Genomic DNA, 17,054 nt, shown 5'->3' on the forward strand with positions numbered 1-17,054 from the left:
GCTTCTAGGAGGCTTCGGCAGGCGTGCGGGCCCGCACCGCCAGGGCGTGGAGGCCGCGCTGGAAGGCCGGCGCGAGGGCGGCGTTGACGAGGCGATGCCGTTCGACGCGGCTCTTGCCTTCGAAGGCAGCGGCAACCACGTCCAGTCGGAAATGCGTCTCCCCTTCGGGCCGCGCCCCCGCATGGCCCGCATGCAGGTGCGATTCGTCGATCACCGCCAGGTCCTGCGGCGTCAGTTGCGCCTGGAGCGTGTCGGTGATCCAATCCTTCAGGGTCACGGTCTCGGTCATCGCGGACGTCTCCTCGTTGTTGCTGGGGGTCGGGCGCTGGCGTCCGGTCTCGCGCGTCAACCCCCGAACACCGCATGCGGCATCAGGCCCGCCGCTCTTGTGTCTCCGACCCACCCCCTCATAATCGCCCTATCATGGATCTCAACTCGCCCCTGTTCGACAGCATCCGCATCAAGCCGTCCTGCGACGAGCCGAAGACGGCCGCGACCCAGACCTGCGAGACTCCCGGGTGCAAGAACCCCGGGCTCTACCGCGCGCCGAAGGGGCGCAAGGCGGAGGGGCAGTACTGGCGGTTCTGCATGGACCACGTGCGCGCCTACAACGCCACGTACAATTACTTCGACGGCATGAACGATGCCGCCGTGCAGGCCTTCCAGAAGGACGCGATCATCGGGCATCGCCCGACCTGGGCGATGGGCGTGAACCCGGCCACCGCCGGCGAGCGCGGCAAGGCGGCGCCCAAGCGCGACTGGGCCTATGTCGATCCCCTGGACATCCTACGTGCCGAGGGTGTCGGCGAGACCGCCCGGCGCAAGGCGGCGCCCGAGCCGCGTCGGCCCCGGCACTCGGCGGCGACCCTCAAGGCCCTCGATGTGCTCGGCCTCGACGAGAACGCGGATTCGGCCGCCATCAAGGCGCAGTACAAGACCCTGGTGAAGCGCTTCCATCCCGACGCCAATGGCGGCGACCGCTCGTTCGAGGAGCGCCTGCGCGACATCATCCGGGCCCACGATGCCCTACGCGCCGCCGGCCTCTGCTGACGCGCCGATCGCCGGATCGGCGCGGTTCCGGCACGATCGATGCACGTTTTCCGGGGCTCCCCTGCTCTGGGTGGGCGGCAATCGCCGGGCGAGGCCCTATATGCAGCCCTGACACCCCTTGGCGCCGCCCGGCGTCGACCTTTAGATGGCGGTCGCGCGCGGTTCATCCTTCCCGAACCGCCAGGCCCCGAAGTCCGACACAGCCCGCGTGTTCCGTGACACCCCCACGGCACCCGCGCCCCGACGAGGTCCTTATGCTTTCTGACGTCTCGCCCGCCTCGCTCCCCGACCGGGATGTCTCCGTCCGAGAGGCCTTCGGCATCGACCTCGACCTCCGGGTCCCGGCCTTCTCGCAGAGCGAGGAGCACGTGCCGGACCTCGATCCGGACTACATCTTCGATCGGGAGACCACCCTGGCGATCCTGGCGGGCTTCGCCCGCAACCGGCGCGTGATGGTCACGGGCTATCACGGCACCGGCAAGTCGACCCATATCGAGCAGGTCGCGGCGCGCCTCAACTGGCCCTGCATCCGGATCAACCTCGACAGCCACGTCTCGCGCATCGACCTCGTCGGCAAGGACGCGATCGTGCTGCAGGACGGCAAGCAGGTCACGGCCTTCCAGGACGGCATCCTGCCCTGGGCGCTGCAGAACAACGTCGCCCTGGTCTTCGACGAGTACGATGCCGGCCGCCCCGACGTGATGTTCGTGATCCAGCGCGTGCTCGAGCTGTCGGGCCGCCTGACGCTGCTCGACCAGAAGCGCGTGATCCGCCCGCACCCCGCCTTCCGCCTGTTCGCCACCGCCAACACGGTGGGCCTCGGCGACACGTCCGGCCTCTATCACGGCACCCAGCAGATCAACCAGGGCCAGATGGACCGCTGGTCGATCGTCACCACCCTGAACTACCTCGCCCACGACCGCGAGGTCGACATCGTCCTGTCGAAGGCGGCGCATTACCAGCGCGACGGCGGCCGCGACATCGTCAACCGCATGGTGCGCGTGGCCGACCTGACCCGCAACGCCTTCATGAACGGCGATCTCTCCACCGTCATGAGCCCGCGCACGGTGATTACCTGGGCCGAGAACGCCGACATCTTCCAGGACATCGGCTTCGCCTTCCGGGTGACCTTCCTCAACAAGTGCGACGAGCTGGAGCGCACCCTGGTGGCGGAGTTCTACCAGCGCGCCTTCGGCAAGGACCTGCCCGAGAGCGCCTCGAACGTCGCCCTGAGCTGAGCCCCTTTCGTCCGTTTCGAGGAAACCGTCGACCCGCATGTCGATCTCCAACCGCAAGCCCGGCGACCGGCGCGAGCCCGTCGCCGAACCGCTCAAGCGCTCGGTGGCGGGCTGCCTGCGCGCCATCGCCAAGCGCTCCGAGATCGAGGTGGTCTACGCCAGCGACCGCCCGGCGCTGACGGGCGAGAAGGCGCGCCTGCCCGAGCCGCCGCGCAAGCTGACGCCGGAAGACGTCGCGATCCTGCGGGGCAACGCCGACTCGATGGCCCTGCGGCTCGGCTGCCACGACGTCGCCGTGCATCGCCGGCTGGCGCCGGAGAATGCCGGCGCCCGGGCGGTCTTCGACGCGGTCGAGCAGGCCCGCGTCGAGGCCATCGGCTCGCGGCGCATGGCCGGCGTCGCCGCGAACCTCTCGGCGATGCTCGAGGACCGCTACCATCGCGGCGGCAAGTACGAGGACATCACCGACCGGGCCGATGCCCCGATGGAGGATGCCGTCGCCCTGATGGTGCGCGAGCGCCTCACCGGTGCGGCGCCCCCCGACGCGGCCCGGAAGATCGTCGACCTCTGGCGCCCGCATATCGAGGAGAAGGCCGGCACGAATCTCGACGGGCTGATCGGCGCGATCGAGAACCAGCGCGCCTTCGCCCGCTCGGTCCGCGACCTCCTCACCTCCCTCGACATGGCGGACGAGACGCCCTTCGACCCCGAGGACGACGAGAACGAGGACGAGAACGACGCCCAGGACGACGAGCAGACCCCGAGCGAGGGCGAGGCCGAGGAGCAGTCCCAGGGCGACCGCTCCGAGATGGAGACCTCGCAGGAGGCCACCGACGAGTTGCAGGAAGGCGCCACCGAGGCCGCCGATGCGCCCTCCGGTGAGTTGCCCGACGAGGCCGAGAACGCCGAATCCGAGGAGGCGTCGGAGGCTTGGCGTCCGCCGTCGCAGCGGACGAACGAGCCGCGCGGCCCGGAATACAAGGTCTTCAACCCGCGCTTCGACGAGATCATCCACGCCGAGGACCTCTGCGACGCCGAGGAGCTGGCGCGCCTGCGCAGCTACCTCGACAAGCAGCTCGCCCATCTCCAGGGCGTGGTCGGGCGCCTCGCCAACCGGCTGCAGCGTCGGCTCCTGGCCCAGCAGAACCGTGCCTGGGACTTCGACCTCGAAGAGGGCCAGCTCGACCCCGCGCGCCTCGTGCGCGTGGTCACGGATCCGTTCCAGCCGCTCTCGTTCAAGCGCGAGAAGGACACGAACTTTCGCGATACGGTGGTCACGCTCCTGCTGGACAATTCCGGCTCGATGCGCGGCCGGCCGATCACGGTGGCGGCAACCTGCGCCGACATCCTGGCGCGTACCCTCGAGCGCTGCGGCGTCAAGGTCGAGATCCTGGGCTTCACCACGCGCGCCTGGAAGGGCGGACAGTCGCGTGAGGCGTGGCTCGCCGGCGGCAAGCCCAACACCCCGGGCCGCCTCAACGACCTGCGCCACATCGTCTACAAGAGCGCCGACGCGCCCTGGCGCCGGGCGCGCAAGAACCTCGGGCTGATGATGCGCGAGGGCCTGCTCAAGGAGAACATCGACGGTGAGGCGCTGGACTGGGCGCACAAGCGCCTGCTGGGCCGGCCCGAGCAGCGCAAGATCCTGATGGTGATCTCGGACGGTGCGCCGGTCGACGATTCGACGCTGTCGGTCAATCCCGGCAACTACCTCGAGCGCCACCTGCGCTGGATGATCGAGGACATCGAGACCCGGTCGCCAGTGGAACTGCTGGCCATCGGCATCGGCCACGACGTGACGCGTTACTACCGCCGCGCCGTGACGATCATCGATGCGGAGGAGCTCGGCGGTGCGATGACCGAGAAGCTCGCCGAACTCTTCGAGGAGGATTCGGGCACGCCGGCGCCGCAGAAGCGGGCCGCCGGCGGGCGGCGCTAGCGTTTACCCGGGACTCGCATCTGTCAGGGATCAGCGAGACCCGGTTATCCCGGAGAGACGAGCGTCGAGTCAGGCATCGAGGGTCTGTCCGGCTCAAGATGAACCTGACGGGCCCGAGTGCTCACGCCGCCCTCTGCGCCAGCGCGTCGAGGGCGGCCGCCACCGCGTCGGCATCGAGCCGCCGGATGACGGGGCCCGAGGTCCAGACCAGCATCGGGACCACGCGGTGGCGCGGGTAGATCTCCGCCAGGAGCGCGGCGTAGAGGGCGATCTGCCCGGCTTCCGCGCGGGGCAGCGGCGCGCCCGCCCGCGGGGGCCGGCCCGTCTTGAAATCCGCGACCCAGACCGTGTCCTCGGTGATGGCCAGGCGGTCGACACGACCGAAGACCGGACGCGAGACGCCACCGACCACGACCCGTCCCGACAGCGTCACCTCGGCCCGCGCCTCCGGTGCGAAGAGCGGGGCCAGGTCCGCTTCCGCGAAGAGGTGCAGGGTCGCGGCGACGATGCCGTCCTGCTTGGCCCGGTCGAATCCGGGGGCACGCGCGCGCACGAATGCGGTCGCGGCGGCCTCCCGCTGAGCCGGGTCGATCCGCGGCAGGTGCTCCACCAGGGAGTGGATCAGGGTCCCGCGCCGGCGCGCCTCGCTGTCGGCCTGGCGCTGGCCCGGCTCGCGGCGGGTGTCGGCGGCTCCCAGCGCGCCGGACGGCGTCACCGGAGGGGCAGCCTCGACCTCGGCCGGGACGGGCGCCTCCAGCCAGGCCGGCAGCTCCGGCGGCCCTTCCGGCATCGAGGGAGCCGGGGCCGCCGGCTGCGCCGCGCCGCCCTCGCGCCACAGCGTCGCGGCGCCGTAGGCAGCCTCCAGGACCTCCCCGGAGCCGAAGGACTCCTCCATGCCCGTGCGGATCATCTCGCACCAGGCCGCCTCGCTCGGAGCCTCGTGCCCCCGATGGGGCGCGATGACGAGGCGGTCGGCGGCCCGGGTCATCGCCACGTAGAGCAGACGGTTGTGCTCTTCGCGGGCACGGGATTGCAGGGTGGCGCGGGCCTCCGTCACGGCCTCGCAGTCGCCCGCCTTGGCCCCGGCCCAGATCGGCGGCAGCGGCGCCGCGCCCAGGCCGAAGCGCTGGACCCCCGACAGGAGCGGCAGGAGCGGCGGATCGTTGCGGCCCAGGGCCTCGCAGCCGTCGATGACGACGACCACCGGCGCCTCCAGCCCCTTCGCCCCGTGCACCGTCATCACCCGGACCTCGTCGCGGCCGGAATCGAGATCGCGCTTGACCGTGTGGCCGCCCTCCCCGCGCCCCGGAACGGTGTCGTAGCGGGCCAGAAATCCGCCGAGGGAGGGCGCGTCGGGCGCCTGCTCGGCCTGCGCCGCCGTCATCAGGAAGACGTCGATGGCGTCGCCGGCCTCGCCGCCGAGGCGGGAGACCAGGGCGCGCCGGCCGCCCCGCGCGCCGAGCAGCGCGGCGTAGAACCCGAACGGTCCCTCGCAGGCCGCCAGTGCGATCCAGGATGTCAGGGCCGCATGGCCCCGGATCGCGGCCGGGTCGCCGGCGGCGGCGTGCCGGGCCAGCGCATCCTCCAGGGTCTCGTGCAGGTCGCGACGGGCCGCGATGCGCACGAGGTCGTCGTCGTCGAAGCCGACGAGGGGCGTCTTCAGGGCGCCGGCCAGGGTCAGGTCGTCGGCCGGCAGGAGTCCGGCGCGGCCCACCGCCACGAGGTCGTTGACGGCGATGTGGGCGGCGATGTCGAGGCGGTCCTGGCCGGCGACGGGCACGCCGAGGGCCTTCATGGCGCGGATGACCTCCTCGAAGGCCGCCGAGCGCTTGCGCACCAGGATGAGGATCTCGCCCGGCCGCCAGACCCGGCCCGTCTCGTCGCCGCTGGTGATCCAGGTCAGGGCGGCCCGGGCGACCCGGCGGGCGGTGACGATGGCCGGCGCGTTGGTCTCGGGCGCGTCGACGGGAGCGGCCCAGGCGTCGGGCTCGGGCTCGTCCGCCGGCTCCTCGATGGGCCAGAGTTCGACGGTGCCGGGCGCGGCTTTGCGCGCGGTACTGTGGGTGGTGCCGACGGCCGTGTCGTCGAAGGACAGGCCCTCGTAATGGGCTGCGATCTTGAAGGTGGCGTCCACCGCGCGCAGGACACCGCCGGCCGAGCGGAACGAGAGTTCGAGCCGCACGTCCTCGAAAGCGAGGTCGGCGCCCGCGGCCGCCCGTTGCCAGTCACGTCGGGTGGTCTCGAATTCGCGCGGTTCGGCGCCCTGGAAGCTGTAGATCGACTGCTTCGGGTCACCGACGGCGAAGCGGGTCCGTGCGACCTCGCGAGCCCCCTCGCCGGAGGCGAACTCCGCGGTGATGCGGCGCAGGATCTCCCATTGGTGCGGGTTGGTGTCCTGCGCCTCGTCGATGAGCACGTGGTCGACGCCCCGGTCGAGCTTGTACAGCACCCAGGTGGAGTCGACCCGGCCGAGGAGGTCGAGGGTCTTGTGGATCAGGTCGTCGAAGTCGAGGGCGCCGAGGCGGGCCTTCTGGGCTTCGACCCGGCGGTGGATCTCGCCCGCGAGGGTGAAGAGGGCGTGGGTTCGCTCCAGGGCGCGCACGCCGCGGAGCGTGTCCTGCAGCGGTTCAAGGCGGTCGCGCTCGTCGCACAGCGCCTGCTTGGCGTCCTCCGGCACCGCTTTGGTGCCGAGGCTCCGGTCGGCTTTCGGCGTGCCCTCCTTGGTGAAGAAGATGCCGAGGTACGTCTCCAGGGCCTCGGCCGGTGAAGCCGCCGCTTCCACCACGAGCAGTTTGTCGGCGATGCCGTCATCGGTGGCCTTGCCGGTCCGCAGGCGACCGGCGAGTGCGGTGAGATCGCCCAGGACCCCGTCGAGCATGCGCGCCTCGATCGCCGCCGCGCTCTCGCCCGCCCGGACCCCGAGGGCGTCGGCCAGCGCTGCGAAGGGCCCTTCGAGACCGAAGCGGCTGTCCAGCACGTCCCGCGCCCGCATGGCGCTGCGGATCGCCTTGCGCAGGGCATCCCCCGTCGCCTCGGGGCCGACGACGGCGAGGGCCTCGCCGAGATGCGGATGCCGGCCGCCGATGGCGTCGGCCAGCACGTTCCCGGTCTCGATCCGGAAGGCCTCCGCCGCCTGCGTCTCGTCCAGCACCACGAAGCGGGCCGGCACGTTCGCCTCGAAGGGGAACATGTGCAGCAGGCGTTCGCAGAGAGCATGCAGCGTCTCGATCTTGAGGCCGCCCGGCGTCTCGACCGCACGGGCGAACAGGCGCCGGGCCACCTGCAGCGTCTTGCGCGCTGGGCGTTCCCCCGTGAGCTCCGTCAGTTCGGCCGAGAGGGCGGCATCGTCCAGCGTCACCCAGCGGCCGAGCACCCGGAACACCCGGATCGACATGTTGGCCGCCGCCGCCTTGGTGAAGGTCAGGCAGAGGATGCGGGCGGGCGGCGCGCCGTCGAGAAGCAGCCGCACCACCCGGTCGGTGAGGACCTTGGTCTTGCCCGCGCCGGCATTGGCCGAGACCCAGGCCGAGGCGCGGGGATCGGCGGCCTTGCGCTGCGCCGCCTTTGTGAGGTCGTCGACGACGAACGCTTCGCGGACAGCCACGCCGCTCATCGGTCCAGCCTCATCCGGTCCTTCGGCTCGGGCGGGACGTCGGGCGCCCCGTCGAGCAAGGCCAGGGCCGCGTCCACGTCGGCGCGCTCGGCGCGAGCGTGAAGCGCCTTCAGGCCGCGGCGGTGGCCCAACCCCTCCGCGATGAAGGCGACCAGCAGCTGGTTGATGGAAACGTTGTCCTCGTCAGCGGCCGTCTTGGCCTGGGACATGACGTGGTCGGGCAGACGGAGTGCGAAGTTCGGCATGGCCCATCCTCGTGTCTGTCAGCGGGTCAGGTAGGCTTGCGGGGTCATCGCCTGCAGGCTGAAAGCCGACAGGACCGGCTTCCGGAAGTGGCGATCGTGGGTCAGGATCAACGCGGCTCCGGCGGCCAGGGCACATTCGACGTAGAGATCATCCTTCGGATCATCGAGGAACGGCCTGAATCGGAACCAGGGTAGGGTCAGGACGGCCGTCGCGCACAGAGCGTCCAAGATCGTGTCGATCTCGGCCTCGTCGATCCAGGGTGTGGGACCCAGCAGTCCCGGTCGTTTGAGGACATCCTCGTACTCGAGAACCATCGCTGGCGAGAGCGCGAACGAAAACCGGCGGGTGAGCAGACCACGCAGCACGGCATGGGATGCTCCGTTGCGTGATCGCAGCGCGCCGGGCACGACGTTGGCATCGACGACGATCATGCCCCAAAATGATATCGGGGGTGATATCGGTCAAGGGCCCAATCTGATCGGTCGCGGCGTCGCGCCTCATCCCTCACCCTCGCCGCCGAGCGACCATTCCAGCACCCGGGCGAGGTGGTCGTAGTCGCCGTAGGACTTGGCGTATTTCGGATAGGGCCGCGAGGTGTAGGCGGCCTCGCCGGTGAGGAAGCGGGCCACGAGGCCGCGGAAGCGCGCCACGTGCTCGTCCACGATGGCGGCGACCTCGCGCTCGTCGCCGCGCGGCGGCTTCACCGCGAGAGGCTCGAAGGGTTTGCGGCCGCCCGAGGCGTGGACGTAGAGGAGGTCCGGCGTCAGCGTGGTGGCGGGGAAGCCGTCGAAGGCCCCGGCCATGAGCATCGCCGCCTCCAGGGTGAGCTGGGGCGAGAAGCCGGCGAAGACCTCCTTGTTGCTCGGCGGCAGCCCGGTCTTGAAGTCGACGATGCAGGCCCCGCCGTCGCGGCGCCGCTCGATCCGGTCGGCCCGCGCCCGCAGGGTGAAGGTCTCGGTGCCCATCGGGATCACCCACTTGCCGGAGATTTCCGGGTGCACCCGCGTCAGCTGCGCCCGGCGCTCCACCTCCCAGGCGAGGAAGTGCGCGGCCAGCCGCTCATAGCGCGGCCACCACTCCGCGTAGAGTTCGGGATAGGTGTCCGAGATCGGCTGGAAGGCGTTCAGGGCCAGGCTGAACAGCCGCTCCACCGCCGTCTCGGGCAGCGCCTCGGGATGGTCCTCGGCGAACTGGCCCAGGATCTCGTGGATCAGCGTGCCCCGGTCGGCGGCGCCGGGCTCGGCCGCCACCGGATCCAGGGGATCGAGGCCGAGGACGTGCCGGGCGAAGATCACGTAGGGGTCGCGCACCAGGGTCTCCACCTCGGTGACGCTCAGAGACCTGGGGAACAGGGCCGGATCGGGCTTGGGCCGGGGCTGCTTCAAGCGGGCTTGCGCCGGACCCGTGCCCTGGTCGAGGGCGGCGGCGTAGGCCGAGAAGCGACGCCCGGCGGCGAGGGCCTGGCTCCAGCAGGCGTCGCCCGTGAAGGCGCGCAGGCGCTGCAGGAAGCGCGAGGGCACCGTCGGCGCGCCTTCGCGCTTGGCCGCCCGGGTGATGAGGGCGTCGTGGTGGCCCAGCGCCTGGACGAAGTCGTGGGCGCTCTGGCCGATCCGGCGCTCGGGCGGGTTGAGGCCGATGCGCTCGCGCATGGGTCGGTTGAGGAAGGCGTCGGTGGTCGTCTGCATCGGCCAGACGCCCTCGTCGAGGCCGCCGAGCACGACCCGGTCGACACTCATCAGCCGCGCCTCCAGCAGACCGAGGATCCGCAGGCGCGGATGCGGGCGCCCGTCACTGCAGGCCACCATGCGCTCGCGGGCCAAGGCGGTGAAGAAGGCGGGATAGTCGCCGAAACGGCCCGGAAGCAGGCCGGGCTCGGCCAGCTCCAGGTCGTCGAACAGGGTGTCGAGGACGCCCAGGGACGCATCGTCGACGGCCTCGCCCTCGGCCGCGTCGATCAGCCTGTCGAAGGTGGCGCGGTGGCAGGCGGCGTAGGCGACGAGGTTTCCGACGCCGCGGTGATCGGCGTCGACGAAGCCGTCGAAGGCCAACTCTAGACGGTTCAGAAGATCGGCGGCGAGGTCCCAGTCGCGCTCGGTCAGGCGGCGCTTGGCCCGGGGCCGTCGCCCGGTGGCGGTGCGCTGATCGGCCAGGGCCTGTTGCAGACCGGCAAAGCCCGGTGCCGGGGCGGGGCCGCGCAGGGTCCCGATCTCCAGGGCGGCGGCGGCCCGGACCACGTCGCTGCGCGGCATGCGGAGGCGGACATAGGGATGGGACAGGAGCGTGATCAGCCGGGCCGGCTCGAGATCGGCCGCGACCTCGGCGGCGAGGCGCGCCAAGCGCCCGGCCCGACTGCGCGACAGGGCCTCGCCGCCGGAATCCTCCGCGACGATGCCCCAGCGGGCCAGTTCGGCCGCGACGCGCAGAGCCAGGGCGCGGTCCGGCGTCACCAGGGCCGCCGTCGCGCCGGGCATTTCGAGGGTCTCGCGCAAGGCGATGGCGATGATCAGGGCCTCTTCCCGCTCGTCGCCGGCCTCGACCACGGCGAGGCCCTGCATGCCCTCCTCCGCCAGCCGGGCGCGCTCGGCCGGGTCGAGGGCCGCCCAGGCCTCGGTGGTCTCGGCGGGGCGCAGGGCCTGGGACAGCAACCCGAAGCGGGCTCGGGACTCGGCGGAGGGGTCTCCGAGGGACGCGACCTGCGTCCGGTCGCGGTCGAGACCGGCGGGACCGAGGAGGCGATGCAGGACCGCCTGCGGGTGGCCATGGGCGATCTCCCGCGAAACGCCCTCGCCGGTCTCGATGGCGTCCCAGCCGGCGGCATCGAGTTCGGAGTCGAGGCCGGGCAGCACCACGGCGCCGCGGGGCAGCGCCGCCACCGCGGCGATCAGCCGGGCCGTCGCCGGCACCGAGCCGGTGGAGCCCGCCACGATCACCGGGGTGGCGGGCCGCTCGCGCATCAGCCGGTCCGCTTCGGCCAGGACGAGGCGGCGCGAGCGCGAAACCGGGTCGCTCATGCCGCGCTCGGCGAGGATCCCGGGCCAGGCCTCGGCGGCGATCTTCACGAAGTCCAGGGTCAGGCCGAAATAGCGCGAGTACTCGGCCTCCACGGCGCCGCCGATCTCGGCCCAGGGCAGGCCCTCGACGGTGAGCGCGTCCATCAGCCGTTCGAGGTCGGCGGCGAGCCCGATCGCGTCGGCGGGAGAGGACGGCACCAGGAAGGGCACGTCGTCGTCGATCGGCAGGAGCGTGCGGTCCACCGCCTCGGCCCAGCCCTGGACGAGCCGGGCGAGGATGAGCCGGCGCTCCAGCGGTGGCATCGCCGGTGCGAGGAGATCGGGGCCGTTCTCGAGGAGCGGGCTGGCGGCGAGGTCCAGTTCCGCCTCGTCGGCCTCGCCGAGGGGGACCATCCGGGGCAGCAGGGCGGCGTGACCGAGGCGCGCGGCGAGGATCGCGGCCAGCGCCCGCACCGCCCGCTGGGTCGGTAGGTAGAGGGTGACGGCGGCGAGCGCGAAGGGATCGTCGCCGATGGCGCCCACGAGGCGCCCCGAAATCAGGGCGTCGGCGAGCGTCGGCAGGAAGGGCGCGCCGGGCGGGATCGAGAAGACGTGGGCGGTCGGGACGTTTGAGGTCGGCATCGCACCCTCCATGCCACCAAATCCCCGGCCCGGGAATGCGACGCCCCGCGGAATCGCCGATCGGCCCTCAGGGCGTCGGAGCCGTGGACTTCACCCGGGCCTCGGCCGCCGTGATCGCCTCCGGCGTGCCGACGTGGAGCCATTGCCCGTCGAGGCGCAGGCCGTGCAGGCGGCCGGCCGCGATGGCGCGGTCGAACAGGAGGTTGAGGGAGAAGGCCCCCTCGGGGGTCCCGGCGAACAGGCCGGGCTTCAGGATGGCGACGCCGGCATAGATGAAGGGCGCCACCTCGCGCTCGCCCCGGCGCTCCAGGGCCCCGGACGAATCCATCGCGAAATCGCCGTTGCCCTCGTAGCCGAGGCTGGTCGCGGTCGGTGCGACGAGGAGGAGGATGTCCATCGCCGCCGGGTCCCAGGCGGCGATCAGGCGGCCGAGATTCGACTCGGGGCCCTCCAGCCAGAACGAATCGGCGTTGAAGACCACGAACGGGGCGTCGCCGAGCAGCGGCAGGGCCTTCTTCACGCCGCCGCCGGTCTCCAGCAGGGCGTCACGCTCGTCGGAGAGCACGATCGTCGGGGCGGTCCGGCGCTTGCGCACATGCCCCTCGATCAGGTCGGCCAGGTAGTGGACGTTGACCACCGCCTCGGTGATGCCGCCCTCGGCCGCCCGGTCGAGGGCGTGGTCGAGGAGCGCCCGGCCGGCCACCTCCACGAGGGGCTTGGGCACCGTCGCGGTGATCGGGCGCATGCGCTTGCCGAGACCCGCCGCGAGGACGAAGGCGCGGGTGATGGGGGCAGTGTCGGACATGGCGGCTTCGTCTCGTCGGGGAGGTCTCGGGCGGGCGCGGCCGCCCTCCGGCAGCCGCACAAGAGCATCGCAGATCGTCAGGCGCCCTCGGCCGCCTCGCCCGCGGCCTTCGGCACGAGGTGCGGCAGGTGCGCCTCGTGCCAGAGGCGCAGGTGGGTCAGGGCCGGGTGGTTGAGGTTGCGCGCGAGGTAGCCCTCGATGCGCGGCAGGTGCGCGAGGTAGGCCGGCTTGCCGTCGCGCCGATCCAGGCGGGCGAAGATGCCGAGGATCTTCGTGGCGCGCTGGGCCGCCAGCACCGCGTAGGCCCGGGCGAAGGCCTGCATGTCGAAGTCGGGCTCGCGGGCCCGGCGCTCGCGCACGTAGAGGCCGAGGAGGCGCAGCTCGAACTCCGCCGTGGCGTCCACCCGCGCGTCCTGGAGCAGCGAGGCGACGTCGTAGGCGGGATGGCCGAGAACCGCATCCTGGAAGTCGATGACGCCGATGCGCTCCAGTCCCTCGCGCTCGGGCAGCCAGATCAGGTTCGGCGAGTGGTAGTCCCGCAGGGTCCAGGTCGGGCGGTCGGGCTTGATGCTGTCGAGCACCTCCGCCCACAGGGCCACGAACTCGGACCGGGCCGCGTGGGGCAGCTCGGCGCCCCGGATCGCCGGGCAGTACCAGTCGGGGAGCAATTCGGTCTCGAACACCAGGGCTTCGAGATCATAGGGCGGCAGCACGTGGTCGATGCCGTCGGCTACGGGCAGCACGCCCGGCAGCTCGGTGGCGTGGAGCTTGGCCAGGAGGCGCACCGCCTCGGCGTAACGCTCCGGGCGCGGCCCGTTGGCGTCGACCACCGGCTCGGAGCCGAGGTCCTCCAGGATCAGCAGGCCCTCGGCGAGGTCCTCGCCATAGATGCGCGGCGCCGAGAACCCGAGGGCGCGCAGGCCGCGATCCATCCCGACGAAGGCGTGCACGCTTTCGGCGAGCTTGACGATGGCGCTGTAGGGGCGGCCGTTGCGGACCGGCGGGCCGTCGGCGCGGGGCGGCGAGATCATCAGCACGGCGCTCTTGCCGTCCGGCTTCACCAGCCGCTCGTAGGCGCGCGAGGAGGCGTCGCCCTGCATGTTGATGCGGGTGGCCTCGTCCCAGCCGCTGCGGACGAGGAGGATGCGCAGCGCCCGCGCCCGCTTCAGCCGGGCGACCATGCCGCCGCTGCCGTCGATGCGGGCAAAGCGCGCCCCATCCCCGAATTCGGCCCGAAGGGACAGGTCGACGATCAGCATCGGCGCGTCGCGGGGTCCGAGGCGCTCGGGCCACTCCACCAGGGTGATGGCGGTCTCGGCCATCTCGTCGAAGCCGAGCTCCACGAGTTCGTCGGGGCTGCGCAGGCGGTAGAGATCGGCATGCACGATGGCGCGCCCGTCGGCGGCCTCGTAGGGCTGGATCAGCGTGAAGGTCGGGCTTGGGACGTCGAGGTCGGGATCGCCGACGAGTTCGCGGATGAGCGCGCGCGCGAGGGTGGTCTTGCCGCCGCCGAGGCCGCCGGACAGGGCGACGATGTCCCCCGGCACGAGAAGCCCCGCGAGGAAACGGCCGAGATCCTCGGTGGCGCTCTCTTCCGGGAGCATGATCTCCCAGGCCGATTTCACCTCACGCTGGGGCGTGTCGGCACCATCCTCGTTCAACGCCCAATTCCTCCATGGCCGTGCGCCGCCGCGGCCGGATCCGGATCGCGCGGAGCCCCGCTGTCATACCGGAGCATCCTTAACCAAATCGCGGACCGACCGAAGGCTCCATCGGGACGCCCCCGCCCGGAGCCCCTACTCGGCGGCATCCCGCCGCGCGGTCGGCTCGGTGATCGGGAAGGTGCAGGTGACGCGGGTGCCGGCGCCGGGGGCCGATTCCAGGCTGACGCGCCCGCCATGCAGTTCCACGAAGGAGCGCACGATCGACAGGCCGAGGCCGACGCCGCGATGGCGGGTGCCGAGGGTGTGGCTCTCGAAGCGGTCGAAGACCCGCGAGGCGACGTCGGGCGGCATGCCCTGCCCCTGGTCGGCCACCGCCAGGGTCAGTTCGGAGGCGTTGCGGCGGACCTCGACGCGGACCTGCTGGCCCGGCGCCGAGAAGCCGACGGCGTTCGACAGCAGGTTGAACAGGATCTGCCGGACGCGCTTGCCGTCGGCCACGAAGCTCCCGACGTCGTCGGGCACGTCGAGATCGAGGGCGATGGCGGAATCGGCGAGGCGATCTTCGAGGCCGCGCACGGCGGCATCGACCGTGGCGCGGACGTCGACCACCTCGCGGGTGAGCTCGAGGGAGCCCGCGTCGATGGAGGCGAGGTCGAGGATGTCGTTGATCATCACGAGCAGCGCCCCCGACGAGCGCATGATGTGGCCCGAATACTCGCGCTGACGCTCGTTCAGGGCGCCCACCGTCTCGTCGCCGAGGAGCTGGGTGAAGCCGATGATGTTGGTGAGCGGCGAGCGCAATTCGTAGGAGACGTGGTTCACGAAGGTGTCGCGCAGCTGCGAGGTGCGCTCCAGGGCGTCGTTCTTGTCGGTGAGGGCGCGCTCCACGTTCACGCTGGCGGTGACGTCGATCAGGGTCAGCAGCGTCGCGCCCTCGGGCAACGGTTGGGCGGCGCAGTCGAGGACGGTGCCGTCGACGATCTCCAGGCGGCAGGTCAGGCCGGCGCGGCTTTCCAGGCCCGTGATGGCGCCGCGGATGTCGATCCACGGGTCCTCGTCGGGCGAGAGGGTCTGGCAGGCGGCGATGACGGCATCGACCCGGGGGCGCTCGCGCAGGGTTTCGGGGTCGAGGCGCCACAGGGTCGCGAAGGCGCGGTTGGCGAAGGTGAGCCGGCCGTCGGCGCCGAACACCGCCACGGGCTCCTTCAGGGTGTCGAGGGTCTCGGCCTGCACCCGCATCAGCGCGTTGTAGCGGGATTCGAGCTTCATGTTCTCCGAGACGTCGTCGAACAGGTAGGTCAGGCCGCCCTGGGGGTTGGGATCGGCGACGACGCGCAGCGAGCGTCCGTCGGGCAGATACCACCAGGCCTCGTTGGCCTCCACGGCGCGGTAGGCGGCGAGCACGTCGGCTTTCCAGGATTTGAAGTCGGCCTGCTCGGGCAGCTTCCGGGCGGCGCGCAGCCGGTCGAGGATCTCGCCGTCGAGGGGGCGGCCGTCGAGGAAGACCGGATCGAGGTCCCAGAGCTGGCGATAGGCGGCATTGTGGAAGATCAGGCGCTGGCGGGCGTCGAACATCGCCACGGCGGTGGGCAGCTGGTCGAGGGTGCGGACGTTGGCATCCATCTGCCGCTGCAGGTCGGCACGGACGCTCTCGAGCTCCGAGACGTCGACGGCGATGCCGACCCGGCCGGTCTCGATCGCGCTCTCGGTGACGTCGAGGGTGCGCCGCCCACCCGCCACGACCGCCGAGAGGCGATGCGGCACGCGCCCCCCGGTGGCCAGGCGGCCGGAATCGTCGCGGGCAATGAGGTCGCGGGCCTGGCGATCGAGGAGTTCGACGCCGCCCTCGAGCGCATGCTCCCGGGTGCCGGCCTCCACCGCCGCGACGTAGGCGAGGTTGACCCAGGCGAGCGCCCCGTCGCGGTTGCGGCGCCAGACCGGCTGCGGGATCGCGTCGAGGAGACTGCCGAGGGCCGAGAGGCCGCGCTTGGCCTCGTACAGCGTGAGGCGCAGGTCGATGAGCTCGCGCTTCTCGTCCGTCGTCTCGCGCAGGCGCAGGATCGCGCGGCCGGACAGGGCCTGCCCGTGCGCATCGATGAAGCGGCCCGACTGGGTGCGCAGGCTCAGGCGGAAGCCGGCGCCGCGGGCGCGGAGCGCCTCGACGGCGGTGTTGAGGGCATCGGCATCGACCGCGTGCAGCCAAGTCTCGAAGCCGGGCAGGCCGAGATCGGTGTCGCCGGGCGCGCGCCGGGCATCGATGAGTCCCAGATCGCCCTCGATGGTCGGGGCGCCGCGGCCCGACCAAGTGATGAGGACCTGGCGCTCGGCGTTCAGGAGCATCTCGGCGCGGTCGTGGGACTCGCGCAGGGCCGACAGTTCGGTGACGAGGTCGCGCTCGCGCCGGGTCCAGCGGCTGCGCTCGCGCATGTGCAGCAGGGCGACAATGGTGGAGAACACCGTCAAGCCGATCAGGATGGCGAGCCCGGCGGCGTTGTGCGTGTGCTGCCCGAACCCCGAGACGGCAGCGCCGGCATCCATCCCCGTCCCGGCCGCCCGCGCCGGGAGACCGGCCACGGCAACGACCAGAGAGCCGGCGCACAGCAGGGCGCGCGCCGTTCGTTCGACCCTCATGATCCGTCCCGCCTCCACGAATCTTCGATGAGACGCCGAAAGGCGCCCATCCCGCAACAGGCCGGAGGCCGGCTGCGAGCCACTCCATCTGAGGAATCAGCCCACACTAGCGCGAGGCGGAATCGTCCCGGAAGAGGGTTAAGCTTAACTTTAGAGGCTTCAGAGGCGATGGCCGCGCAGGAGCGCAGAAAAGCCACACTGCGCAGGCGCGCGGGCGGCGCCCCCGAACGTGCGGA

At 71.8% G+C, this 17,054-nt stretch carries 11 protein-coding genes; 3 read left to right on the plus strand and 8 right to left on the minus strand.

Going from position 1 to position 17,054, the window contains the following annotated elements:
• Positions 1 to 4 precede the first annotated feature (4 nt).
• Positions 5 to 289 (minus strand): BolA family protein, encoded by a 285-nt coding sequence (locus tag AC0IY1_RS00445; RefSeq protein ID WP_471766991.1) that lies wholly within the window; start codon positions 287 to 289, stop codon positions 5 to 7.
• Positions 290 to 423: 134 nt separating this feature from the next.
• On the opposite strand from AC0IY1_RS00445, the gene AC0IY1_RS00450 reads away from it, so the two are divergent.
• The 3 genes from AC0IY1_RS00450 (at position 424) to cobT (ending at position 4,227) form a co-directional block, all read left to right on the plus strand.
• Positions 424 to 1,050 carry a J domain-containing protein gene (locus tag AC0IY1_RS00450; RefSeq protein WP_055947709.1) on the plus strand — a complete coding sequence of 209 codons (627 nt, stop codon included), beginning with the start codon at positions 424 to 426 and terminating at the stop codon, positions 1,048 to 1,050.
• Between the two features lie 254 nt (positions 1,051 to 1,304).
• Positions 1,305 to 2,288, plus strand: a complete 984-nt coding sequence (cobS, locus tag AC0IY1_RS00455) for a cobaltochelatase subunit CobS (protein WP_055947706.1) — start codon at positions 1,305 to 1,307, stop codon at positions 2,286 to 2,288.
• Between the two features lie 37 nt (positions 2,289 to 2,325).
• Positions 2,326 to 4,227, plus strand: a complete 1,902-nt coding sequence (gene cobT, locus AC0IY1_RS00460; protein ID WP_055947703.1) for a cobaltochelatase subunit CobT — start codon at positions 2,326 to 2,328, stop codon at positions 4,225 to 4,227.
• Positions 4,228 to 4,348: 121 nt separating this feature from the next.
• Here the strand turns inward: cobT and addA are convergent, their stop codons facing one another.
• The 7 genes from addA to AC0IY1_RS00495 all read right to left on the minus strand — a co-directional run bounded on the left by addA (position 4,349) and on the right by AC0IY1_RS00495 (position 16,818).
• Positions 4,349 to 7,840 carry a double-strand break repair helicase AddA gene (gene addA, locus AC0IY1_RS00465; protein WP_471766994.1) on the minus strand — a complete coding sequence of 1,164 codons (3,492 nt, stop codon included), beginning with the start codon at positions 7,838 to 7,840 and terminating at the stop codon, positions 4,349 to 4,351.
• A complete protein-coding gene (locus AC0IY1_RS00470) occupies positions 7,837 to 8,085 on the minus strand; it encodes a hypothetical protein (protein ID WP_055947698.1) in 249 nt (82 codons plus the stop codon). Before AC0IY1_RS00470 ends, addA begins: the two co-directional genes overlap by 4 nt.
• Positions 8,086 to 8,103: 18 nt before the next feature.
• Complete coding sequence (locus tag AC0IY1_RS00475) at positions 8,104 to 8,517, minus strand: PIN domain-containing protein (RefSeq protein ID WP_471766996.1); 414 nt, start codon at positions 8,515 to 8,517, stop codon at positions 8,104 to 8,106.
• A gap of 66 nt (positions 8,518 to 8,583) precedes the next feature.
• Entirely contained in the window at positions 8,584 to 11,718 is a 3,135-nt protein-coding gene (gene addB, locus AC0IY1_RS00480; RefSeq protein ID WP_471766998.1) for a double-strand break repair protein AddB, read from the minus strand.
• Between the two features lie 67 nt (positions 11,719 to 11,785).
• Positions 11,786 to 12,523: a nucleotidyltransferase family protein gene (locus AC0IY1_RS00485; RefSeq protein ID WP_471766999.1), complete on the minus strand. Its 738-nt coding sequence runs from the start codon at positions 12,521 to 12,523 to the stop codon at positions 11,786 to 11,788.
• Positions 12,524 to 12,600: 77 nt separating this feature from the next.
• Positions 12,601 to 14,127, minus strand: a complete 1,527-nt coding sequence (gene tsaE / locus AC0IY1_RS00490) for a tRNA (adenosine(37)-N6)-threonylcarbamoyltransferase complex ATPase subunit type 1 TsaE (protein WP_471767385.1) — start codon at positions 14,125 to 14,127, stop codon at positions 12,601 to 12,603.
• 192 nt (positions 14,128 to 14,319) lie between these two features.
• Positions 14,320 to 16,818, minus strand: a complete 2,499-nt coding sequence (locus tag AC0IY1_RS00495; RefSeq protein WP_055948832.1) for a sensor histidine kinase — start codon at positions 16,816 to 16,818, stop codon at positions 14,320 to 14,322.
• Positions 16,819 to 17,054 lie beyond the last annotated feature (236 nt).

The sequence above is a fragment of the Methylobacterium sp. AC690 genome (genome assembly GCF_979256535.1).